Origin of the sequence: Hathewaya histolytica, from assembly GCF_901482605.1 — a bacterium.
In the GTDB taxonomy this organism is placed as follows: domain Bacteria; phylum Bacillota; class Clostridia; order Clostridiales; family Clostridiaceae; genus Hathewaya; species Hathewaya histolytica.
Genome location: NZ_LR590481.1, coordinates 27,904 through 52,437, shown reverse-complemented (window position 1 = coordinate 52,437; position 24,534 = coordinate 27,904). Strand labels below are relative to the sequence as shown.

The window sequence follows — 24,534 nt, the reverse complement described above, 5'->3', positions numbered from 1 at the left end:
TATCCTTGTAGTCAAAAAAGATTTTGAAAGGTGGGATAACCCATATTTAATGGGTAAAGTTTAATGAAGCACACAAATCAAAAAATTGTAAAACTAATCAGTGAATTAACAAGTTTTTGTTACAAATATGAAGCTAGCAAAGTTAATATTGACATAGAAAATAAGCCTGAAGAAGTTGAAATCCGACTAAATGCTAATATAAAAGATTTTCCTATGGATGTTTTAGAAACAGTAAGAACTATGCTATCAGCTCCCCGATCACATGAAATAGAAGAGTGCTATTGGAACTTAAGTGGTGATGATGATACTGATTCGGAATTAGTTTTAGTGGGCATGATGGTAGACTATGCTGAAATAGACTATAATCAAGAAACTAGAATATTAAATTTCAACCTAATAAGAAAACTATAAAAGCTTAAGGAGTATAACCCTTAAGCTTTTATTTTGTAACTACATTTATATAATTATATTTAAAATTACAAAAGTACATCTACTTCTTTAGAAAGCTCCATAAAATCAGTACCAAGCTTACATTTATATGCAAAAATATCCACTCCATTATTTTTTGCATATCGAAGTGCTTCTCCAAACTCCCTATCCATTTCATCATGAGGTGTAAATGACTTTACATTATCCATTTGAATAAGAAATAACACCCCAGCCCCTCTTCCCGTTTTTTTAACCTCTACAAGTTCTAATAGATGTTTACGTCCTCGCTCCGTAGGTGCATCAGGAAACATAGTCATTCCATCATTTTCAAGAGTTACTCCCTTTACCTCTAAATAATACTCTTTCCCTTTTTCATTTTCAATTTTGAAATCAAAACGACTATTTCCAAAAGTCTTTTCCCTATTAACTATATTAAATTCCTTTAACTTTGATATTTTACCTTGTCTAAGTGCTTCCTCCACAACCTTATTGGGTATCTGAGAATCTATGTTTATAAGCTTATCATTTTTATAACCTGCAATTAAATCATATGGAGTCTTCCTATTGGGTGTCACTCCTTCTCTTAAAAGTACTGTTATTCCTGGTATTAATATTTCCCTACATCGTCCCGTATTAGGAACATGAACCATTATTTCCTCCCCATCCACATTTACATAAGCTTGAAAACGATTGGGTCTTTCAATAAACTTAGCAGAAATAATTTTTTCTTTAAATTTCATTTAAATTCCCCTTTCTTGAAAATTAATTTTATATACTTACTTTAACTCTTCTCAACACTTAATTAATAAAATATTTTAGACTATCTAAAATGAAATTTCATATTAGATATATTTTTACCCTCAACTATATTTTAAAACTCAATTTAGTTATGCACATATAAATTATTTTATTATCCACATTGTTAATAAAAATTATTATACACTGTGGATAATAAAATAATAACAAAAACAAAGACCTTCCACAACAATTATGGAAAGCCTTATTTATTATATCTAATATAGTTATAGTTCTATGCTAAAAATTCAAAAAATAAAAAACAAAAGATAAAAAATGGTGCGTCTTAAGGGAGTCGAACCCCTGGCACACGGCTTAGAAGGCCGTTGCTCTATCCAACTGAGCTAAAGACGCATGTTATCTTTTGTATAAATAGAATTAAAAAACCTGGCAACGTCTTACTCTCCCACAGGGCTTCCCCTGCAGTACCATCAGCGCTGTAAAGCTTAACTTGCCTGTTCGGTATGGAAAGGAGTGTTACCTTTACGCTATCGTCACCAGATATCAATTACAATTTTATTAAATTGTTATATGAGATCGTTCTCTCAAAATTGCACAATGAAAACTATATTGGTCAAGTCCTCGACTTATTAGTATGAGTCAGCTACACATGTTACCATGCTTACACCTCTCACCTATCAACCTTGTGTTCTTCAAGGAGTCTTACTGACTTTCGTCATGGGAAATCTAATCTTGAGGTGGGCTTCACACTTAGATGCTTTCAGTGTTTATCCCTTCCCGACATAGCTACCCAGCTGTGCCACTGGCGTGACAACTGGTGCACCAGAGGTCAGTCCATCCCGGTCCTCTCGTACTAAGGACAGCTCCTCTCAAATTTCCTGCGCCCGCAGCGGATAGGGACCGAACTGTCTCACGACGTTCTGAACCCAGCTCGCGTGCCGCTTTAATGGGCGAACAGCCCAACCCTTGGAACCGACTTCAGCTCCAGGATGCGACGAGCCGACATCGAGGTGCCAAACCTCCCCGTCGATGTGGACTCTTGGGGGAGATCAGCCTGTTATCCCCGAGGTAGCTTTTATCCGTTAAGCGATGGCCCTCCCACGAGGTACCACCGGATCACTAAGCCCGACTTTCGTCCCTGCTCCACTTGTATGTGTCGCAGTCAGGCTCCCTTCTGCCTTTGCACTCTACGCGCGATTTCCGACCGCGCTGAGGGAACCTTTGGGCGCCTCCGTTACACTTTCGGAGGCGACCGCCCCAGTCAAACTGCCCACCTAACAATGTCCGACGACCAGATTCATGGCCTTTCGTTAGAATTCCAGTACTGTCAGGGTGGTATCCCAAGGATGACTCCATACCCCCTGACGAAGGTATTTCCAAGTCTCCCACCTATCCTGTACAGACAATACCGAAATTCAATGCTAAGCTACAGTAAAGCTCTACGGGGTCTTTCCGTCCAACTGCGGGTAGCAAGCATCTTCACTTGCACTACAATTTCACCGGATTTGTTGTTGAGACAGTGCCCAGATCATTACGCCATTCGTGCGGGTCGGAACTTACCCGACAAGGAATTTCGCTACCTTAGGACCGTTATAGTTACGGCCGCCGTTTACTGGGGCTTAAGTTCACTGCTTCGCTTACGCTTACAGATCCCCTTAACCTTCCAGCACCGGGCAGGCGTCAGCCCCTATACATCAGCTTACGCTTTAGCAGAGACCTGTGTTTTTGTTAAACAGTTGCCTGGGCCTATTCACTGCGGCCTAGCTTTCGCTAGGCACCCCTTCTCCCGAAGTTACGGGGTCAATTTGCCGAGTTCCTTAACAACAATTCTTCCGCCGGCCTTAGGATTCTCTCCTCATCTACCTGTGTCGGTTTGCGGTACGGGCACCAAATTTCTCCATAGAGGCTTTTCTTGGCAGCGTGGAATCAGATACTTCGCGAAAAAAATCGCTCCTCGTAACACCTCAGCATTGACTAAACGGATTTGCCTGCTTAGCCTGCCTAAGTGCTTGAACACACACTCCAACAGTGTGCATACCCTATCCTTCTACGTCACCCCATTTGTCAAACGAAGTTTGGCGGTATCGGAATATCAACCGATTGTCCATCGCCTACGCCTTTCGGCCTGGGCTTAGGTCCCGACTAACCCTGAGAGGACGAGCCTTCCTCAGGAAACCTTAGATATTCGGCCAATAGGATTCTCACCTATTTCTCGCTACTCATGCCAACATTCTCACTTCTGCATCGTCCACCGCTCCTTTCGGTACGACTTCAACCAATGCAGAAAGCTCCTCTACCATGTACATAGTACATCCATAGCTTCGGTGGTAAGTTTTAGCCCCGGACATTTTCGGCGCAGGATCTCTTGACTAGTGAGCTATTACGCACTCTTTAAATGAATGGCTGCTTCTAAGCCAACATCCTAGTTGTCTTAGAAATCCCACATCCTTTACCACTTAACTTACACTTTGGGACCTTAGCTGATGGTCTGGGCTCTTTCCCTTTTGACTACGGATCTTATCATTCGCAGTCTGACTGCCAGGATACAAGTATACGGCATTCGGAGTTTGATAGAGTTCGGTAAGCGGTGAAGCCCCCTAGCTCATTCAGTGCTCTACCTCCATTACTTAATTACCTGACGCTAGCCCTAAAGCTATTTCGAGGAGAACCAGCTATCTCCGAGTTCGATTGGAATTTCTCCGCTATCCACAGCTCATCCCATGGTTTTTCAACACCAACGTGGTTCGGACCTCCACGAAATTTTACTTTCGCTTCATCCTGGCCATGGATAGATCACTCGGTTTCGGGTCTACGACATGCAACTAATTCGCCCTATTCAGACTTGGTTTCCCTTCGGCTCCACACCTTCAGTGCTTAACCTCGCTACATATCGTAACTCGTTGGCCCGTTCTACAAAAAGTACGCCGTCACACATATAAAGTGCTCCGACCGATTGTAGGCACACGGTTTCAGGTTCTATTTCACTCCCCTCCCGGGGTTCTTTTCACCTTTCCCTCACGGTACTTCTTCACTATCGGTCACCAGGTAGTATTTAGCCTTGGGAGGTGGTCCTCCCTGCTTCCCACAAGGTTTCACGTGTCTCGTGGTACTCTGGATCAGATCTGTAGTCTTCTTGTTTTGTTTACAGGACTATTACCTTCTATGGTGAAGCTTTCCAGCTTACTTCAACTACAATAGCCTCTACGTTTATGATCTGTCCGCAACCCCAGAAACAAGTTTCTGGTTTGGGCTCTTTCCCTTTCGCTCGCCGCTACTTAGAAAATCGATTTTTCTTTCTCTTCCTCCGGGTACTTAGATGTTTCAGTTCCCCGGGTCTACCCTCCTGAACCTATGTATTCAGTTCAGGATATATACCGTTAGGTATATGAGTTTCCTCATTCGGAAATCTGTGGATCACAGCCTATGTGCGGCTACCCACAGCTTATCGCAGCTTATCACGTCCTTCTTCGGCTCCTGGTGCCAAGGCATTCGCCATGCGCCCTTTCTAACTTGACCTATCATGAGTAACTAAATTAATTTATATTAATCAGTTAATTATAGTTTATTTATTCATTGTGCAATTTTCAAAGAACAAAATTGAAGAACTTTAGTCCTTCAAAATTAAACAGAGTAAGTGCTCGCTACGAAAAGGCGATAGCCTTCTCGATTTCTCCTTAGAAAGGAGGTGATCCAGCCGCAGGTTCTCCTACGGCTACCTTGTTACGACTTCACCCCAATCATCGATCCCACCTTCGGCCGCTGGCTCCTTACGGTTACCTCACGGACTTCGGGTGTTACCAACTCTCATGGTGTGACGGGCGGTGTGTACAAGGCCCGGGAACGCATTCACCGCGACATTCTGATTCGCGATTACTAGTAACTCCAGCTTCATGTAGGCGAGTTGCAGCCTACAATCCGAACTGAGATTGGCTTTGTGAGATTGGCTCCACCTCACGGTCTTGCTTCTCTCTGTACCAACCATTGTAGCACGTGTGTAGCCCTGGACATAAGGGGCATGATGATTTGACGTCATCCCCACCTTCCTCCTGGTTACCCAGGCAGTCTTGCTAGAGTGCTCAACTTAATGGTAGCAACTAACAACAAGGGTTGCGCTCGTTGCGGGACTTAACCCAACATCTCACGACACGAGCTGACGACAACCATGCACCACCTGTCACCGAGTTCCCCGAAGGGCACTCCTATGTTTCCACAGGATTCTCGGGATGTCAAGCCCAGGTAAGGTTCTTCGCGTTGCTTCGAATTAAACCACATGCTCCGCTACTTGTGCGGGCCCCCGTCAATTCCTTTGAGTTTTAATCTTGCGATCGTACTCCCCAGGCGGGGTACTTAATGTGTTAACTGCGGCACCGGAGTATTGAAACCCCGACACCTAGTACCCATCGTTTACGGCGTGGACTACCAGGGTATCTAATCCTGTTTGCTACCCACGCTTTCATGCCTCAGCGTCAGTTACAGTCCAGAAAGCCGCCTTCGCCACTGGTGTTCTTCCTAATATCTACGCATTTCACCGCTACACTAGGAATTCCGCTTTCCTCTCCTGCACTCTAGATATCCAGTTTGAAATGCAGCACCGGGGTTAAGCCCCGGGATTTCACATCCCACTTAAATATCCGCCTACGCATGCTTTACGCCCAATAAATCCGGACAACGCTTGCCACCTACGTATTACCGCGGCTGCTGGCACGTAGTTAGCCGTGGCTTCCTCCTCAGGTACCGTCATTATCGTCCCTGAAGACAGAGCTTTACGATCCGAAGACCTTCATCACTCACGCGGCGTTGCTGCGTCAGGGTTTCCCCCATTGCGCAATATTCCCCACTGCTGCCTCCCGTAGGAGTCTGGGCCGTGTCTCAGTCCCAATGTGGCCGATCACCCTCTCAGGTCGGCTACGCATCGTCGCCTTGGTGAGCCGTTACCTCACCAACTAGCTAATGCGCCGCGGGTCCATCTCAAAGCGGATTGCTCCTTTAATCTTTCTAACATGCATTAAAAAGATATTATGCGGTATTAATCTCCCTTTCGGGAGGCTATCCCCCTCTTTGAGGCAGGTTACCCACGTGTTACTCACCCGTCCGCCGCTAATCCGTTCCCCGAAGGGAACTTCATCGCTCGACTTGCATGTGTTAAGCACGCCGCCAGCGTTCGTCCTGAGCCAGGATCAAACTCTCAATTTAAAAGTTTTCCTTCTTGCTCAAGCATTTTACTGACTTGAATTGTTTTTTCTTTTTCTCAAAAGAATGCGAGTTTTTTTATCTTACTCTGTTTAATTTTCAAAGACCAATTTCTTTCGTTTTTGTCACTCTCTTCAAGCGACTATTACATCTTATCAGATGTTTTTTATCTTGTCAACACTTTTTTATTTTGTTGTATTGACCGTGTTTCCTGTTCCTCTGTGGAACGTTTTTTATTATATCACCATACTTAGACATAGTTTCTTACTTATATCCCATTTATGGCGATTATGCATGAATTTCATATCTTTACTCGTTTTTTTAACCTTTTTACACCCCCTGATACACCAGGTAGTGTTATCTTTATATTTTTTAAAATATAAAGAGCATGTCCTTATATTGAAGGTCATGCTCTATTAGTTTGTACTAAAAAAACTTATTAAAAATTATTAAAAATAAAACTCCTGGCACCCCAAAAATTCCGGCTATTAAACAACTAAGTGCATTAGTGGGTATATATACCCCTATAGACTTACCAAAAACATTTACAAGGAGTAGAAGTACATATCCTAAAATACCATTTATTAATAAACGAAGTAGAACCTTCATTGGCCAAGCCAAAAGTTTAACTACCAATACTAGGGTTAAAATAGCAATTACCAAATATATAAAATTACCCATGGTATTCCTCCTATTTAATCTTATTTAAATTTATTATACATCAATTTCTCTTAATTTTCATTAATTGGTTACTAAGCTTATATAAATTATTCTATATGCTTTTCTAGACTAGCATTTATAATATAAACTTATGTATATATACCTTTGTTAACTATCAAAAGTAAGGATATAACCTATAATCATGTATAAGGCTATACCCCCAACTTAATAGTGTAATAGCTATTTAAACTTAAACAGTTTCTTTTATCCTATCATATATACCCAGTTAACTTCTATACCTTTATCTCTAGCCTTAGATAGGTAATACATGAACTTCGACTTTGCAGCATCTTCCCTATGTATGGCATAATCAACTAAGTCAGGTTCACTTACATATTGAAAGAATCTACTTGCTGAGTGCCACTCTTCTCTTGCCTCTTCCAAGGAATAAATTATGTCCATTTGTTCATTACTATATTTTACTTTTTCAAATAAAACATCTAATACATCTTTCTTATCCATATAACTACCCTCCAACTTATCAAAGTATTATATCAATTATTTATCAGTAAGCTTATTGAGTCCTTATATAAATTATTGACCTGTTTTTATTTTTATAAACGTATTTAATTTTAGTTTTGTTATAAAAATCCTTTTTTGCTTCTTTTGTTATATTCTTATGATGTTTATTTTAAATTTATGTATATAAATTAAGAAAGTTTTAGTGTTTTATGAATATATTAATTATGAGATATGAACATACAATGTAATATTATGCTATAATTAAAGAAAATACTAGAAATCAACTTATAATGTTTTCTAATAGTCTTAAATAAATTTATTTAAAATAATTTAAGTAAATTTAAAGCTTGATTTTTTTAAAAGGAGAGTGATTATTAGTGGGGTTACTTAACTTACTAAAAAACATTGCATCCTCTGCTCGAGACATTCTGCCCATTGCTTCATTTCTAATTATATTTCAGGTATTTATTTTAAAAACCCCTATTGATAACCCTAAATCTGTATGCTTTGGATTAATCTTAAGCACAATAGGTTTGTACTGTTTTGTACAAGGATTAGATATTGCACTAATTCCACTAGGTAAGTCTGTAGGATCTAACTTACCAAAATTAGATAACACAATATTAGTAGTTCTATTTGCTTTTATAATGGGATATGGTGCAACTTTAGCTGAACCTGCCCTCACTTCATTAGGGGCTCAAATTGAAGAAATCTCGTCAGGTGTTATGACAAATAGAATGTTTACTCACACCGTATCCCTAGGTGCTGGTTTTGGCATGTCTATTGGAATGATGAAAATACTGTATAAAATCCCTTCTACTTATGTAATAATCCCCATGATAGCAGTAGTGGGTATACTTGGCTTCTTTGCACCAGAACGAATAACGGGAGTTGCCTTTGATGCAGCTGGAGTCACAACTGGCCCTGTAACCGTGCCATTAAATATGGCCCTTGCCATAGGTCTTTCCACTATGATTGGGGGTAGTGATCCTTTAATAGATGGTTTTGGAATTATTGCACTTTCATGTTTAGGAACTATTCTCGCTGTTCTACTTCTTGGGATAATAATACAATTTTAATAAGGAGGAATAACATTGTGTAATATAGAGGCCATAATAATAATTGTAGATAGGGGCAAAGCTGATAAAATAGTTAAAATAGCTAAAAAACATGGAGCTAATGGTGCAACTATTTTCTATGGCAGAGGTACTGGTGGTACTGAGGCAAAACACTTCTTTAATATCGAAGTAGATGATTGTAAAGAAATTATAATAATACTTTCTGAAAAAAATAAAGTAAACCCTATAATGGATGCCATATCTAAAGAAAAAAATTTAGACAAGCCTGGAAAAGGTATAATATTCAGTTTCCCTATATCAAGATTAATTGGATTAAACAATATAAATATATAAAATAAAAACTCAAGGGCTAATAAATCCTTTGAGTTTTTATTTTATATATTTAGTTATATTTCTTTTCTTCCTTCCAGTGCTTTTGAGAGAGTTACTTCATCTGCATACTCAAGGTCTCCTCCTACTGGTATACCGTGAGCTATTCTTGTAACTTTTGCTCCAAGTGGTTTTAATATTTTAGATATATACATAGCCGTAGCTTCACCTTCTATATTAGGATTAGTTGCAACTATAACTTCTTTAACTTCTCCATTAATTCTTCTTATAAGCTCTTTAAGTCTAATATCCTCTGGTCCTCTACCAGCCATAGGTGATATGGTGCCATGTAATACATGATATACACCATTAAATTCCCTTACTTTTTCAACGGTCATAATATCTTTAGGATTTTCTACTACACATATTAAACTCCTATCCCTATTAGGATTTGAACATATAGAACAAGGATCTTTTTCTGTATAGTTTCCACATATAGAACAATATTTTATAGTACCTCTAGCTTTAACTAAAGCATCTGCAAATCCCTCTACCTCTTCTTTAGGTAGATTAAGCACATGTAAGGTAAGCCTTTGAGCTGTTTTTTTACCTATGTTAGGCAACTTCGCAAACTCTTCTATTAACTTTTCTATTGCTACAGGATAAAAATCCATAAACTCACCTCACACTTTAATACGTATGAATTTAATTAAATAAAAACCATTATATTAATTAATATTTCTACGCAAATCCATCTATTGTTTTAAGCTTTTTTTATTAGAATAAACCTGGAATATTCATTCCACCTGTTAATTTACCCATTTCTTTAGCTGTATCTTCTTCTGCTTTTCTTAGTGCTTCATTTACAGCGGTTACAACTAAATCTTGTAACATTTCTACATCATCTGGATCCACTACATCTTCCTTAATCTTTATATCAGTAATTTGCTTCTTGCCACTAGCTACAGCCACTACAGCTCCTCCACCAACAGAAACCTCAAAAGTTTTATTTTCTAATTCGCCTTGCATCTTTTCCATTTGTTGTTGCATCTTTTGTGCTTGTTTTAGTAAGTTATTCATGTTTCCTCCCATTCCTGGGAATCCGCCTTTTGCCATAATAATATACCTCCTGATTATTCAATTATTTCTACTTTATCTACTCCAAAGGTTTTATTTAAAATTTCCTCGGGAATTGTCTCTTCTTCCTGTTTAATTACATTATACCTTAATTTGACCTTTTCTTTTAGTGCTTCACAAAAAATATTCTCTGCTTTATTTCTATATTGGTCTTGTTCCAATCTTCTTTTGTTAAAAGCATAATTTTCTTCATAAGTTATGTAAATTACTCCATTTTTAAAATCTGTTACTTTTCCAGTTGCTAAAGATGCATATATAATCATCTCTCTTCTAGCCTTCAACATGCCTAAAATGTCGTTCCAAGCTAATTTTACCTTTTCTAATGTTAAATTTGAATGATAATTCTCATCACTGATTATTTCTTCATCTAAACTAATTTTTTCTTCTTCTACTTTATTAACAAAAGATTCTTCTTTTTTTTCTACATTAATCTTTATGTTATCATTTTTATTGGACTTTATAGTTATTGTTCCTTCTTTTAATGCTTTTTCTAAAGTATTTATTCTGGCTAATAAAACTTCTTTAGAAGTATCATATTCAAGTTTTATCATTTTTATAATTGCGAGTTCTAAGAATATTCTACCTTGCTTACTCCATTTACACTGTTCTTCTGCTTCTTGAAGTATTCTTATATACCTCATTATTTCCTCTACTCTTAGTTTCGATCCTTGCTCTTTTAACGTCTGTATACTTTCACTAGACATATCCAAAATTTCATCTGGGTTATCACTAATTTTAGCCATCATTAGATTTCTCATATGAATAACCATATCTTTTATAAAGGTATATATGTCTTTACCACTGAGAATTATGTCATCTAAATTCTTTATAGAATTATCTATATTTTTATCTATTATACTATCTACTAGATGTATGAGATTTTCATTAGTTACAAGGCCTAGTATATCAACAACACTTTCATAATCAATTTTATTATTATGCATGGATATTACCTGATCTAATATACTAAGTGCATCTCTCATAGCACCATCACACATCCTAGATATTAACTTAAGACTCTTATCATCAGCCAGTATTCCTAACTCATCTATTATATCCCTAAGTCTCTCAAAAATGTCCTCACTTTTAATTCTTTTAAAGTCAAAACGTTGACACCTTGATAGAATAGTTATAGGTAGCTTTTGTGGATCTGTAGTAGCAAGTATAAACACTACATTAGCTGGAGGCTCCTCCAAGGTTTTCAAAAATGCATTTACGGCACTAATTGATAACATGTGTACTTCATCTACAATATAAACCTTGTATTTAGCCTCACTTGGTGGATATTGAACATCTTCTATAATATCCCTTATATGTTCAACTTTATTATGAGATGCTGCATCTAGTTCCACTACATCTATAGCTGTTCCTAGATTTATTTTTTTACACATTTCACATTGATTGCAAGGTTCCCCATTATCAGAATTAAGACAGTTTACCGCCTTTGATAAAATCTTAGCTGTAGAGGTTTTTCCTGTACCTCTAGTCCCACATAACAAATAAGCATGTGCTATTCTATGATTTTTTATTTGATTTTTTAATGTTGTAGTTACATGGTGTTGACCTACTACATCTTTAAAACTTTTCGGTCTCCACTCTCTATAAAGTGCAGTATAAGCCAAGAAATCACCTCTTCTTTTAACATATAAAAGTATATTCTAATTAATTATGTCCATTTTAAAATTTCTAATATAAAAATAGCCCGACTATAAAGTCGAGCTCAATATTCTATGTAAATCGTACACCCTGTTTTGACTAATGCCTTATAAGCGTTACCCATACAGTTAACTCAAACCAGGTTAATCCACGGCACACAGAGGGGTTCGCTTATCGCTGCTTCCTTCCGGACCTGACGAGGTTCACGAATCTCTGTTGCGTGGGACCCAGTTCTCAACGCCACTTATATGGGCCAGACCAAACAAGACATAGCCTAGACAGGGAATTCATTCCTGCTGTAGCGGATTGCAGGTTACAGGGCACCGCTAACTCCCCAACTAGTACGACATTGGCGGAGAGAGTGGGATTTGAACCCACGGTAGAGTTTCCCCTACACACGCGTTCCAGGCGTGCTCCTTAAGCCACTCGGACATCTCTCCATAAAAGTATCTTTCAAAGATACATCATTTATTATACTATGCTTTATATATTATTTCAACCATTTTAAATTAAATTTTTTTAACTTAATAAACATTTTTTTGTAATTATATATAAAATTAAAAGGTATCGGAGGGGTACCGATACCTTTAGGGTAAAGGGGATTGTGGAATATTTTAAAAGTCTATAACTTTTAAAATTGGAGGATAACATTACAAAACTTTATTGTATAAAAAACTTTGTGTTTCATTGTTTAATTAAATTTTACACTATAATTATATTATTTTCAATGTTTTTTTATTAAAATTTTATTAAAATTAAACTTTTAATTTAATATTTAATTAAAAGTTTATTCATTTTTTTTACATTTTCATAGATTTTATTATATGGGTATTAACTACGTTAATACTCAGGAAACATTTAAGAGTGTATTCAATTTAAGATTGTATTTAAAATAAAACAAAAGTAGCACTAAGTATAGTGCTACTTTTAAAATTATATTTATTATTAACTATTATAGTTTAGTATCATCTACTGAATCTAAGTAAGCTTTTACATCACCTATAATAGACTCTATGCAACCATCTTCGAATGGCGATTTAAGTCCTGCAATCTTAATAAGATTTAAGAATGACTCACTTCCACCTTCTTTACATAAGTTCATGTAATCTTTCCATGCAAGGCTTCTATCTGCTTGTGACTTTTTCCAGAATTGAAGAGCACAGATTTGAGCTAATGTATAATCAATGTAGTAGAATGGCATTTCAAATATATGTCTTTGTCCAAACCACCATCCGCCTCTTTCTAGGAAGTCATAACCATCATAGTCTTTGCTTGGTGCATATTTCTTTTCAATTTCTCTCCATGCTTGTTTTCTTTCTTCTGGAGTTGCTTCTGGATGTTCATATACAAAATGTTGGAACTCGTCAACTGTTACACCATAAGGTATAAATAATATAGCTGCACTTAAATGTGAGAACTTATATTTATCTGTATCTTCCTTGAAGAATAAGTCCATCCATGGCCAAGTTAAGAATTCCATACTCATTGAGTGAATTTCTGAAGCTTCATAAGTTGGGAAATTATATTCTGCAACCTTATATCTTCTACTTGTATAAGCTTGAAAAGCATGTCCTGCTTCATGAGTTAAAACATCCACGTCTCCTGAAGTTCCATTAAAATTAGAGAAGATAAATGGACACTCATATTGCATCATGTAATGACAATATCCTCCACCCGCTTTACCTTTTTTACTTACAAGGTCAACTAAGTTATTATCTAACATATAGTTAAAGAATGTGTTAGTTTCTGGAGATAACTCAGCATACATTTTCTTACCATTTTCAATGATCCAATTTGCATCTCCTTTTGGAATTGGATTACCTGATAAGAATTTGAAACTTTCATCATAATATTTTAAAGAGTCTAATCCTAGTCTCTTAGCTTGTCTTTGTTTTAATTCTTCAGCAAGTGGTACTATGTATTTTCTTACTTGCTCTCTAAAGTTAGCTACTTCTTTAGCTGTATAATCAGTTCTATTTAATCTATAATACCCTAATTGTACAAAGTTTTCATAACCTAATTTTTTAGCCATAGTTGTTCTTGTTTTAACTAAGTTATCATAGATTTCATCAAATTCCTTTTCATGATCTTTAAAGAAATCAAATTTAGCTTCACTAGCTTTTTTTCTCATGTCTCTATCTTTTGATTGTTGGAATGGAGTCATTTGAGCTAGATTTCTTTCTTCTCCTTCAAAATCAATTTTAGCAGAAGCTACTAATTTGGTATATTCTCCAGCTAATTTGTTTTGTTTTTGAAGATCCTCAATTATATCATTAGAAAATGTTTTATCTGTAAGGCTCGCAATATTGAATACTTGCTCCTTCCATTCTTTTTTAAGCTCTTCTTTAAACTTTGATGCATTTATAACTTTATAATACTCTGAAACTAACCCTTCATATACTGGCGTATTTTCATCAAAGTATCCTTGTTCTTCTTCATAAAATTTATCTGTAGTATCTATAGTATGTCTTATCATTACTATAGCTCCACTTGTTTCAAATTCCCCTCTCAAGTCATTGATTTCTTTCATTAAATCATTAGCTTCCTCAATGTTTTGAGCATTTTTTAACTTATCTAAATTTTCATTAAATTTAACCTTGTATTCATCCATATTAGGCCTAGTATAAGGCATTTCTTTAAAATTCATATAGATAACCCCCCTTAATTAACTTAACTTATTTACTATTTTATCACAACTTTCTAAATATTTATAGTTTCATATAAAATAAATATAAATATTATTATAATTATTAAAGATAACCTACTATGTATATATTGAAATAATTATATGATTTATTACTATTCTTACAAAATCCTTACAATTAGAACTTTTTTTATTTTTTATGTAATGGTCTTGTAACCCCATTGTAGCTTTTATTTAGATTTAGAATACTATAATGATATTGTAATCATAATTAATTATAAATAATTATATTTTAAGGAGATGCTTGCAATGTTAAAGGTATCAAAATTATTATTAATTTCTTTATTAGTAACTACCACTTTAGGATCAAACTTCTATGGTTTAACTAAGTTAGAAGATTCTAAACAAAAAAATCAAAATGTAACTAAATTTCAAAGTTCAAAAGAAACAAAAAAAATATCCCAAAATGAAAATTTAAAGACTAAAGAGATTAAAACAAAAGATGATTATAATATAGATAGTAAAAAATCAGAAAAACCACAGAATTTAAACATGGAAAAAGATAAACCTTCAATTGCTTCTAAGAACAAGACAAAAACTACAAAAATAACAAAAGAAACTAATTCAAACAATATAAAAAATTCAAATCCAGTAAAAAATGAAATTTCTATAAAACAACCAGAAGTAAAAATTGATGCTGAGAAAAAGACTAAACTAAAAAATGAAGAAATCCATAAAAAACCTGAAATAAATACTTCTACCCTAAGTAATAAAGAAATACTAGACAAATATTCTAATATGTTAAATGGATGGTACTCAAATTTCGAAAAGGTAAAAGTTAAAGATTATATTTCTATAAATGGAAAAACACATTATATAAGTGACAGATATAAAAATAGAGAAGATGTAGTAAATGTGCTTAAAAACTATTTTACAGAAGACACATCAAGAAAAATGGCAAACAAAATGTCTACTAACTACAATGGCAAGTTTTATATGGCTTATGGACAGATAGGTAATGTGCCTAATTATAAGGATAATGCATGTGAATTTAAAGCAACACAAATTGGGAACAAGATAACTTTAACTATAACTGATAAAAGAGATTTAAAAAATGTTAGAACAACCGAATTAACCTTAGTAAAAGAAAGTGGAAAATGGTTATTTGAAAACTTTCCATTTATATAAGTAACTTATTAATAAAGAGCTATCCCCTTATAAAGATTAATTTATAGAGTGAGATAGCTCTTTTACTATTAATATTTAATTACAGTAAATCTTGATTTATATAAATAAATTTACATTAGATTCCTCTGCTTGACCCAAATAGTAACCAACTCCACCTATTTTAACTCCTTCTATCAACTCTTCTTGTTTAAGTCCTAAAAGATCCATAGACATTTGACAAGCTACTATTTCAATCCCACTGTCTACTGCTGATTTTATTAAGCTTTCTAAAGAATCTACATTCTTATCTTTCATAATTTTTCTAATCATTAAAGGTCCCATACCTGCCATATTCATATTGGATAATTTAAGTTTCTTACTTCCTTTAGGCATCATAAAGCCAAACATCTTCTCCATAAAAGACTTTTTAACCGTAACATTTTCATTTTTTCTTAATATATTTATTCCCCAAAACGTGAAGAACATAGTTACCCTTTTTCCCATAGATGCAGCTCCATTAGCTATTATAAAAGAAGCTATAGCTTTATCTAAATCTCCACTAAATACTACCATAGTCTTATTATCCTTATTATTTGATGTATCTATAAACCTAGTTATCTCATCTTTTTCTGTATTCTTTTTAACATATGCAGTTATTATGCCTTTTTCTTTTTTTAGACTTAGAAGCTTGTTTCCAGTAGTCTTACTCCAAGACTTTATATCCTCATAAAAACCTGGATCTGAAGCATTTATTCTTAGAACTTCTCCTTCTTTTAAAATGTCCATTTTTGATTTTACATTCATCAAAGGTCCAGGGCAACAAAGTCCACAAGCATCCAGTGAACTATCAAAACTCAAATCTTCTATTTCTTCAGTATTACTACTTAACGATTTGTCCTCTAATAAACTTACGCATCTATTCTCTTCTTTTCTCACCTTAAAATCCTTATATATATTGCCATGTTCCACTCCTTTTGGTTTAAACTTATTTAATTTATATAGTTTATATCCACCTGTAAAATTCTTAACTTTAAAGCCCATTGAGCTTAAGATTCTAGCTGCTATATATCCTCTTAACCCAACTTGACAATAAACTATAATTTCTTTGTTTTTATCTAGTTCTACTGCTCTTTCTCTTAAAGAATCTAATGGTATATGAACTGCACTTTTAATGTGTCCATTATCCCATTCTAGATTTTCTCTTATATCAAGAATTATTTGACTTTCCTCATTATAGTTTTTTAATTTATCTAAAGTTATATTTTCGACTAATCCATTTAGTGTATTTTGTACAACAAAACCAAGCATGTTAGCTGGAGATTTTGCTGAATTGTATGGAGGTGCATAGCAAAGTTCTAAATCGGCAAGGTCGTCTACAGTTCCTTTAAGCTTTATAACTGTCGCTATTACATCTATTACTTTATCAACTCCCTCATATCCAAAGCCTTGTGCACCTAAAATTTCTCCCTTTTTATTAAATATAAGTTTTAAAGTCATTTGGGTTGATCCAGGGTAATAAGAAGCATGTGAGTTTGGATAAGTATAGACTACATCATAAGGAATATCTAGATTCTTAAGAGTTCTTTCATTATTCCCTGTGGATGCTCCTATAATCTCAAATATTTTAATTATAGAACTACCTAATGTTCCTTTATATGAAGAACTTATATTACATATATTGTCTGCTGCTATTCTCCCCTGCCTATTAGCAGGCCCTGCTAGTGGTATTGCGGATTTATTACCATTTACAAAATCTACAACCTCTATAGCATCTCCTACAGCGTAAATTCCTTCTATATTTGTTTCCATATGTTCATCCACAATAATGTGACCCTTTTTACCAAGTTCTATGCCAGAACCTTCTAAGAATTTCACATCAGGTACTACGCCTATAGCCATGATTACTATATCTGCACTTAGTACCTTTCCGCTACTTAATGTTACCTTAACAACTTTATCTTCCTCTTTAAAGGATTTAACACCATCTCCTAAAACTAAATTAACCCCATTGTCCTCTAATTCTTTTTCAGCTATAACCACCATTTCACTATCAAATGGTGCCAATATATGTGGTGTTGCTTGAACTAAAGTTGTATTAACTCCTCTATGAATTAAGTTTTCAGCAGCCTCAACTCCAATGTACCCTCCCCCAATAACTAAAGCACTTTGTATATTACCTTGATCTACTTTATTCTTTATACTATCCATATCTCCTATATTTTTTAGAGTATGAATTTTATCTCCATATGATTCTTCCATATCAAGTTTTATAGGTTTAGCACCTGGTGATAGTATTAGATAATCAAACTTTTCTTCATATATCCCCTTATCCTTTGAATTTACTAGAATTCTTTTATTACTAGAATCTATACTTATAACCTCGCTAAATATTCTAACATCTATGTTAAATCTAGCTTTCATAGCCTCTGGTGTTTGGATAAGCAAACTTTCTCTATCTTTTATAACTTCACCTATGTGATATGGAAGTCCACAATTCGCAAAAGAAATAAATTCTCCTCTTTCAAATAATATAATTTCTAAATCTTCACTAAGTCTTCTAAGCCTAGCCGCTGCAGAAGCCCCCCCTGCAACCCCACCAACAATTAAAACCTTCTTTCCCATAATAAATTACCTCCAAGTATAATTTATCTTGCTCTTTAAGATTTGCCTTAATCTTCCTTTATTATTTGAATTAAATATTTTACTCTTTCATCTACAACCTTATAAATTATCTCAATTCCATTTCTTTCTCCCTCTATAATACCTGCACTTTTAAGTTTTTGAAGATGTTGAGATACAGTAGATTGTGGCATATCTAAACATCCTTGCATTTTAGATACATTACACCCTCCATTTTTTAAAAGTCCATTTACTATACAGAGCCTTACTGGATGAGCTAAAACTTTTAAAAGTTCCGCGCCTTCATTAAACCTTTTAAAATCCTTTTCCATAATATCCTCCTAGGACAACATTTTTATCTTTAATAAAAATTACACGCTATTAATCTACATATCTATATATTACGATATATAGATATGCACTGTCAATAAAAATGAAGATTTTAATAATACTTTAATAAAAAAGGCTATCACACGCCCACCGTGTAATAGCCTTTTTCTTATTTCCAATCTCCTCTTTCATACTGCTCTATAAGTTCTTGTATCTTTACACTACATCTTCTACCACCACAACCACCAGATCCAGAGCCAACTTTTGCATTAACCTCTTCTACAGTCTTAGCCCCATATCTTATAGCTCTTTTTATAGTCGATCTTGGAATGGCCTTACATAAACAAACCTTAGTTAATTTATCTAAAATCTCTGGACTAATATCGCTCATTATTTTCACCTCTTCATTCTCTTCTTCTTAAAAAAATCACTTAAAATTTCACTGCATTTATTATTATACATCCATTTCGTATTTATAAACGTATTTAAATATTCATTTTGAGTTATATTACAAACAGACCCACAGCACCCTGTTGTCCCATCAAAAGCACCTATATACAAATTACTAATTCTAGATTGAATTATAGCACCGGCGCACATAGGACAAGGCTCTAAAGTTACATATAAAGAACACCCTATAAGTCTCCAATTATTAAGAACCTCTGACGCCTTCCTAATTGCTAAAACTTCAGCATGTGCTGTAGGATCATTTAAGGTTTCTCTTAAATTGTGCGCTCTAGCTATTATTTTGCCATCTTTAACTATAATAGCTCCAACTGGCACTTCATCAAAAGACTTTGCTTTTTCGGCTTCTTTCAGTGCCTCAAGCATAAAGTATTCATGAGTTAAATAATCTACCATAATTATAAACTCCAATTTATTATTTTTATTATAACATAATATCTATTTCTAATCTATAATAATTATCAATTAATAATAATTTTATAATTTAAAATTATATGTTTCAATACATAAATTAAAAAATAAAACCACTTAAACATACTTAAGTGGCTTGGTGCACCCAAAGGGAGTCGAACCCCTGGCCTTCCCCTTAGGAGGGGGACGCTCTATCCTACTGAGCTATGGATGCATAATATATAATAATACTTTATATCAACATTTTAATAATATTACAATTTTTATTAAGTGTCAACCTTGTACATGCTATTTAGTTTGCATAATGCTTATACCTTAGGTTAAAATATCCATATATAGGGCATACTTTTATATTGATTAAATGTTTAGGAGGTAAAGTTTCTCTTAATATTAAGAGAGATATAATTCATATGAAAAATTCCATTCAAAGGTTTCGTGAAATAATTAAGGTTTTAGCATACTACGGTTTTGGATTTATAATGGATAACACTATAAAAGGTGATACAGAACAATCTCCTAAAAATCTTAGGAAAGCTTTTGAAGAACTAGGGCCTACCTTTATAAAAATAGGACAAATTTTAAGCACTAGACAAGACTTACTTCCTGAAAATTTTACAGATGAATTATCTAAATTACAAAATAACGTACTTCCTGAAAGTTTTCATAATATAGAAGAAGTTTTTGAAGAAGAGTTTAATGCAACAATTAAAGATACATTTAAATTCTTTGATGAAAACCCTTTAGCCTCCGCATCCATAGCTCAAGTTCATACTGCTATATTAAAAGATAGTCGAGAAGTTATAGTGAAAATACAAAGGCCTAATATTAAAGAAGAGATGGAAATGGATCTTCAAATTTTACATAAGATACTCTCACTTACAAAATCAAAACTTGCAAACTTTATAATAGATCCTAAAGAAGCCATAGAAGAACTTCAATTAAGTACAAAATTAGAACTGGATTTTACAAATGAAGTTAATAATCTAAAAAGGTTTAAAAAAGCAAATTTAAAAGTTCCCTATATACACGTACCATATGTTATAGATGAACTCTGCTCTACCCGTGTAATTACTATGGAAAAGCTTAATGGTTTCTCTATAAAAAACATATCAAAACTAGAGGAATTTAATTATAACAAAGAGAAGCTTTGTAAAAACCTCATATTATCCTTTTTTAAACAGATTTTTGATGATAACTTTTTTCACGGTGATCCTCACCCGGGAAATATCCTTATTGATAAAGGAAAAATATGTTTCATAGACTTTGGCATTATGGGTTCACTATCTTCTACTTTACAAGAAGCATTAAATGAACTTATAATAGCTATTGTATATGAAGACATAAATAAAATAATCTCTGTACTTATGAGTATAGGAATAAAAACAGGCTACATAGATAGAAATAATCTTTATGAAGACATAGATTATTTATTATCCTGTTATATGTCTACCTCTCTAAAAAATATAAAAATGTCTCAGATGCTCCAAGAAGTGATGGAGTGTGCAAGTAGTAATAATATAAGACTTCCCAAAGATTTAACCTTGCTCATTAGAAGTTTGGTTATAGTAGAAGGCGTTGCTGTTAGAATATCACCTGATATAAACATACTTTCCATAGCTGCCCCATATGTTAAAAGTAAAAATAAGAACTTTCTATTTAATGATTTGAACTTGGAGAATTTTATATTACGTTCTTCAAATTTTATAAAAGATAGTGCAAAAGTTCCTACAAAGTTTATAGAGCTATCTGATAGCATAGTAAAAGGAAGGGCCAAATTACAATTAAAAATGAATGGACTTAATAGGTCTATAAATGAATTAAATAAAATGGTAAATAGATTAGTGTTTGCACTTATAATTTCAGCTATGATAGTTAGTTCTTCCATGTTTCTAATATATAATATTGGTCCTAAAGTTTATAATACCTCTTTAATTGGAATTGTTGGCTATTTTATAGCTGGTTTTATGGGATTTTGGCTTTTAATTTCTATTAAACGTTCTGGAAAACTTTAATCCTTAATTTGAAAGGAGTTATTTATGATAAAATACTACAACAGAAAAGATAAAACCCATGAAGTAGAAAAAGTTGCTGGAGAAAAATATTTAAACTGGCTTTATTCTTCACCTGTAGGTAAAAACATATTAGAACTTTTAGTTAAGAAAAAAGGCTTTTCTAAAATTTATGGTACTTATTGTGATACAAAATTTAGTGCGAAGAAAATTAGAGGGTTCATAGAAGATTTAGGAATAGATATGAATAAGTATGAAAAGGAAATTTCAGACTTTAAATCCTTTAATGAGTTTTTTATAAGAGAACTTAAACCTGAACATATAAATTTTAGTACTAATCCAAAAGATTTAATTTCTCCTTGTGATGGAAGACTTTTAGTATACGAAAACTTATCTTTTAAAGAGAATTTAGAAATCAAAGGATTTAATTATTCTTTAGATGAACTTTTAAAAGACAGAGAAATAGCTTCAGAATATGAAGATGGTACTTCCTTAGTATTTAGACTTTGCCCCACAGATTATCATAGGTTTCATTTTATAGATGACGGTATATGCAGAGAAACTAAGAAAATTAAAGGTATGTATTACTCAGTAAATCCAATTTCTTTAGATAATATTAAGAAAGTATTTGTAGAAAATAAAAGAGAGTGGTCAATATTAGAATCTGAGAACTTTGGTAGTATTATTTATATGGAAGTTGGCGCTACTTGTGTTGGCTCTATAATTCAAAGCTATAAGGAAAATTCTAAAGTTAATCGTGGAAGTGAAAAGGGTTACTTTAAATTTGGTGGTTCTACAGTAGTTTTATTATTTAAAAAAGATACTATAAAAATTCATGAAGATATCATATCTCAAAGCACGCAGAACATAGAAACCTTAGTTTCCATGGGCGAGACTATAGGAAAAGGGTTATAATAGAAAATATATATTAAAGTAGATATATGTATACCACCCCAAAAGGCAGCAATGCCTTTTTTCTTTCTTTTCTTATAAAATTACATATAGCTACTTTGTATTTTATTATTATATTACCTTAAAAGGCTTAGGATCTTTATTTTTTAAATCAATATGTAATTTCCCATCGCTACTCATAAATGCAAGTAAAACTTCTTCATGTGAATATATATCTTTTTTCTTTAATTCTTTAAGTAGCCAACTCTTGCTTCTATTTACCAACACTAAAGTTTCAATAATTATTTTTCCATCTATTATTAAGTTAGCACATAAACCATTATAATTTACTGGAATATTCATATCTCTTGGTGTAAGAGGTCGATTTTCTGATTTTAACTCTATACTTACCTTCCCACTAGTTTCTAAAATAGCGAATTGAACAGTACTAACGTCAAATATCCCATTTAGCCTACACTCTTCCAATACATCATTAAGGGTGACCTTTGACTTTTTCAGATTACCTTCCATAATCTTCCCATTTTGAATGAGTATAGTTGGAGTTCCTTCTAAAACCTTTCTTGCCCAAAGACTGCCTACAGATATATAAGAAACAACTATTGGAATTAGTCCATATACTAAAATAGCTATTAAACCATGTATATATGAAATATTTTCATCTACAGCAAAATTAGCGCTAATTGATCCTATGGATATTCCTACTACGTAATCAAAAAAATTTAATTGAGCAATTTGTTTCTTTCCCATTAACCTTGTTAGAACAAATAACACCAAAACCGAAATTATACTTCTTAATATAATATCGATAATATCCTTAGGCATTAAAATATCACTCCTTATTTTATATACTTATTTTAGTTTTTACTAGTAAATAATTTTTATTCCAACTAGCTTAGTGTCTTTTAACCATAATTAAAATAAAGTAACCACCCTGTGGTGGTTACTTTATTTATTTCCGAATTTATCAAATATCTCTGATATCTTTTCTTTATTAGTATGTTTATCGACACCTACTAACATTATACCATTCTTGAATTTTACAGGTGTACGAGTTCCTGATATGTTAACAGTTCCTTTTTTAGCTTCATCTGTTACTTTCTTTCCTTCTGCTGATAAGTTATTCATATCAAATTCGTATACATCAATTACATCATTATCTACTTTAACTCTATAGCCATTCTTTGCACCTAAATTTTCAAACGGTATTTTTTCATTTGCTCCAATTGCAAATCCAGCCTTTCTAAATTGATCCATTAAATTATCGATACCGAATTGATTTTGTATATTTTCACTTTGCTTCTCTACTTGCTCTCCAACATTCTTAGTTTGTTTCTGTACGTTCTCTCCTAAATTCTCTGATTGCTTCTGTACATTTTCTCCTACATTCTCAGATTGCTTCTCTACTTGGTTTCCAATATTCTTAGTTTGTTTCTCTGTCTCATTTTGAGCCTTTTGCATGTTTTCACACCCAGTAAAACTAAATACTATAGCTCCAGTTAGAACTAATGATAATAACTTTTTCATCTTATGACCTCCTAAAAATCTCATCTTTTGCATATAATATCTAACATTAAAATGTACCATTAAAGTTTCACTAATTATTATGCTATTAACTAAAAATTATATACTGTTAATTATTACATACATAGTAAGTTGCACTATACAACCGTTGTATAATGTTAAATAAAAACCTAGCAACTATTTAAGTTACTAAGTTATGATGCGTCATAAAGTAAAATATTAGAACTCTCCACTATAGTTATAACATAACTAACAATAAAACCTATGAGAAGTGAATTTTTATAGCTTGGACTTAAAGAAGATAGTCCTCCATATATAAGAAGAAAAATAACCAATATTAGTGATATTAAATTTAAAGTAACGGTAACCAAAAGTTTAGAATATAGTCTTTCCCTGATACTTAAATCTAAAGTATCTATAATTTCATTTCTGCTTTTACCTACATAATATAAAATTATCATCAAAGGTAACATTATCAAATTAATTGGTAACCAAGAAAAGTTTATAATGGATGATACTCCTCCCATAAACCTCCCTTCTCCAATCAAAGCAGAATACATTTGCTGAAGCCCAAATAAAAACAATCCTGTATATCCCCAAAATATTTTAGACTTAACAAGATTAATCATTTCATATCTGTATAAAGCCCTTACTTTTTTCATATCTTCCTCCACTTTATTATCTGCATTGTGAAAATTATTGTAAAGCTAAAACTTAT

General features: G+C 33.5%; 20 protein-coding genes, 3 tRNA genes, 3 rRNA genes and 1 other RNA gene. 6 read left to right on the top strand and 21 right to left on the bottom strand.

Annotation, left to right across the window (positions count from 1 at the left end; genetic code table 11):
* The first annotated feature begins 63 nt into the window (after positions 1-63).
* Positions 64-411 (top strand): hypothetical protein, encoded by a 348-nt coding sequence (locus FGL08_RS00275; protein ID WP_138208915.1) that lies wholly within the window; start codon positions 64-66, stop codon positions 409-411.
* Between the two features lie 65 nt (positions 412-476).
* Here FGL08_RS00275 and sfsA read toward each other — a convergent pair whose 3' ends face one another.
* From sfsA to FGL08_RS00240, 7 genes are all read right to left on the bottom strand, one after another.
* Complete coding sequence (sfsA, locus tag FGL08_RS00270; protein ID WP_138208914.1) at positions 477-1,169, bottom strand: DNA/RNA nuclease SfsA; 693 nt, start codon at positions 1,167-1,169, stop codon at positions 477-479.
* 332 nt (positions 1,170-1,501) lie between these two features.
* Positions 1,502-1,578, bottom strand: a tRNA-Arg gene (locus FGL08_RS00265).
* A gap of 31 nt (positions 1,579-1,609) precedes the next feature.
* Positions 1,610-1,726: ribosomal RNA gene (rrf, locus tag FGL08_RS00260) — 5S ribosomal RNA — on the bottom strand.
* A gap of 68 nt (positions 1,727-1,794) precedes the next feature.
* Positions 1,795-4,701: ribosomal RNA gene (locus FGL08_RS00255) — 23S ribosomal RNA — on the bottom strand.
* A gap of 162 nt (positions 4,702-4,863) precedes the next feature.
* Positions 4,864-6,378, bottom strand: a 16S ribosomal RNA gene (locus FGL08_RS00250).
* Together the 16S, 23S and 5S rRNA genes with 1 tRNA gene alongside form the textbook arrangement of a ribosomal RNA operon.
* A gap of 423 nt (positions 6,379-6,801) precedes the next feature.
* Positions 6,802-7,056 (bottom strand): pro-sigmaK processing inhibitor BofA family protein, encoded by a 255-nt coding sequence (locus FGL08_RS00245; RefSeq protein ID WP_138208913.1) that lies wholly within the window; start codon positions 7,054-7,056, stop codon positions 6,802-6,804.
* Positions 7,057-7,299: 243 nt separating this feature from the next.
* Positions 7,300-7,557 carry a DUF2508 family protein gene (locus tag FGL08_RS00240; protein WP_138208912.1) on the bottom strand — a complete coding sequence of 86 codons (258 nt, stop codon included), beginning with the start codon at positions 7,555-7,557 and terminating at the stop codon, positions 7,300-7,302.
* Between the two features lie 377 nt (positions 7,558-7,934).
* Between FGL08_RS00240 and FGL08_RS00235 the strand changes: the two genes are divergently transcribed.
* Together FGL08_RS00235 and FGL08_RS00230 are read left to right on the top strand one after the other, a co-directional pair.
* The gene (locus tag FGL08_RS00235; RefSeq protein ID WP_138208911.1) at positions 7,935-8,636 is read left to right on the top strand and encodes a DUF1538 domain-containing protein; all 702 of its coding nucleotides are present in this window, start codon (positions 7,935-7,937) and stop codon (positions 8,634-8,636) included.
* 15 nt (positions 8,637-8,651) lie between these two features.
* Positions 8,652-8,969, top strand: a complete 318-nt coding sequence (locus FGL08_RS00230) for a P-II family nitrogen regulator (protein ID WP_138208910.1) — start codon at positions 8,652-8,654, stop codon at positions 8,967-8,969.
* Between the two features lie 53 nt (positions 8,970-9,022).
* Here the strand turns inward: FGL08_RS00230 and recR are convergent, their stop codons facing one another.
* From recR to FGL08_RS00200, 6 genes are all read right to left on the bottom strand, one after another.
* The gene (gene recR / locus FGL08_RS00225) at positions 9,023-9,619 is read right to left on the bottom strand and encodes a recombination mediator RecR (RefSeq protein ID WP_138208909.1); all 597 of its coding nucleotides are present in this window, start codon (positions 9,617-9,619) and stop codon (positions 9,023-9,025) included.
* 103 nt (positions 9,620-9,722) lie between these two features.
* On the bottom strand, positions 9,723-10,061 hold the full coding sequence (locus tag FGL08_RS00220) for a YbaB/EbfC family nucleoid-associated protein (RefSeq protein WP_138208908.1): 339 nt from the start codon (positions 10,059-10,061) through the stop codon (positions 9,723-9,725).
* A gap of 17 nt (positions 10,062-10,078) precedes the next feature.
* Positions 10,079-11,704: a DNA polymerase III subunit gamma/tau gene (gene dnaX / locus FGL08_RS00215; protein ID WP_138208907.1), complete on the bottom strand. Its 1,626-nt coding sequence runs from the start codon at positions 11,702-11,704 to the stop codon at positions 10,079-10,081.
* A gap of 115 nt (positions 11,705-11,819) precedes the next feature.
* Positions 11,820-12,085: signal recognition particle sRNA large type (gene ffs, locus FGL08_RS00210), an RNA gene on the bottom strand.
* A gap of 3 nt (positions 12,086-12,088) precedes the next feature.
* A tRNA-Ser gene (locus FGL08_RS00205) sits at positions 12,089-12,178 on the bottom strand.
* 512 nt (positions 12,179-12,690) lie between these two features.
* Positions 12,691-14,385, bottom strand: coding sequence for a M3 family oligoendopeptidase (locus tag FGL08_RS00200; RefSeq protein ID WP_138208906.1), 1,695 nt, complete (start codon positions 14,383-14,385; stop codon positions 12,691-12,693).
* A gap of 306 nt (positions 14,386-14,691) precedes the next feature.
* Here FGL08_RS00200 and FGL08_RS00195 point away from each other — a divergent pair, with 306 nt between their 5' ends.
* Complete coding sequence (locus FGL08_RS00195) at positions 14,692-15,570, top strand: DL-endopeptidase inhibitor IseA family protein (protein ID WP_171011931.1); 879 nt, start codon at positions 14,692-14,694, stop codon at positions 15,568-15,570.
* A 96-nt stretch (positions 15,571-15,666) separates the two neighbouring features.
* Here FGL08_RS00195 and FGL08_RS00190 read toward each other — a convergent pair whose 3' ends face one another.
* The 5 genes from FGL08_RS00190 to FGL08_RS00170 form a co-directional block, all read right to left on the bottom strand.
* Positions 15,667-18,171, bottom strand: coding sequence for a DsrE/DsrF/DrsH-like family protein (locus FGL08_RS00190; RefSeq protein WP_138208904.1), 2,505 nt, complete (start codon positions 18,169-18,171; stop codon positions 15,667-15,669).
* 47 nt (positions 18,172-18,218) lie between these two features.
* Complete coding sequence (locus FGL08_RS00185) at positions 18,219-18,500, bottom strand: ArsR/SmtB family transcription factor (RefSeq protein WP_138208903.1); 282 nt, start codon at positions 18,498-18,500, stop codon at positions 18,219-18,221.
* A gap of 167 nt (positions 18,501-18,667) precedes the next feature.
* Entirely contained in the window at positions 18,668-18,889 is a 222-nt protein-coding gene (locus tag FGL08_RS00180) for a (2Fe-2S)-binding protein (RefSeq protein ID WP_415578715.1), read from the bottom strand.
* A 5-nt stretch (positions 18,890-18,894) separates the two neighbouring features.
* Positions 18,895-19,359, bottom strand: coding sequence for a tRNA adenosine(34) deaminase TadA (gene tadA / locus FGL08_RS00175; RefSeq protein ID WP_207670276.1), 465 nt, complete (start codon positions 19,357-19,359; stop codon positions 18,895-18,897).
* A gap of 152 nt (positions 19,360-19,511) precedes the next feature.
* Positions 19,512-19,588 (bottom strand) — tRNA-Arg (locus tag FGL08_RS00170).
* Between the two features lie 196 nt (positions 19,589-19,784).
* Here FGL08_RS00170 and FGL08_RS00165 point away from each other — a divergent pair.
* Together FGL08_RS00165 and FGL08_RS00160 are read left to right on the top strand one after the other, a co-directional pair.
* Positions 19,785-21,386: an ABC1 kinase family protein gene (locus FGL08_RS00165; RefSeq protein WP_138208902.1), complete on the top strand. Its 1,602-nt coding sequence runs from the start codon at positions 19,785-19,787 to the stop codon at positions 21,384-21,386.
* A gap of 24 nt (positions 21,387-21,410) precedes the next feature.
* A complete protein-coding gene (locus tag FGL08_RS00160) occupies positions 21,411-22,298 on the top strand; it encodes a phosphatidylserine decarboxylase (protein WP_138208901.1) in 888 nt (295 codons plus the stop codon).
* Between the two features lie 108 nt (positions 22,299-22,406).
* Here FGL08_RS00160 and FGL08_RS00155 read toward each other — a convergent pair whose 3' ends face one another.
* The 3 genes from FGL08_RS00155 to FGL08_RS00145 all read right to left on the bottom strand — a co-directional run bounded on the left by FGL08_RS00155 (position 22,407) and on the right by FGL08_RS00145 (position 24,478).
* Positions 22,407-23,117 carry a DUF421 domain-containing protein gene (locus FGL08_RS00155; protein WP_138208900.1) on the bottom strand — a complete coding sequence of 237 codons (711 nt, stop codon included), beginning with the start codon at positions 23,115-23,117 and terminating at the stop codon, positions 22,407-22,409.
* A gap of 123 nt (positions 23,118-23,240) precedes the next feature.
* Positions 23,241-23,819 carry a hypothetical protein gene (locus FGL08_RS00150; RefSeq protein WP_138208899.1) on the bottom strand — a complete coding sequence of 193 codons (579 nt, stop codon included), beginning with the start codon at positions 23,817-23,819 and terminating at the stop codon, positions 23,241-23,243.
* A gap of 191 nt (positions 23,820-24,010) precedes the next feature.
* Positions 24,011-24,478, bottom strand: coding sequence for a hypothetical protein (locus tag FGL08_RS00145; RefSeq protein WP_138208898.1), 468 nt, complete (start codon positions 24,476-24,478; stop codon positions 24,011-24,013).
* Between the last annotated feature and the right edge of the window lie 56 nt (positions 24,479-24,534).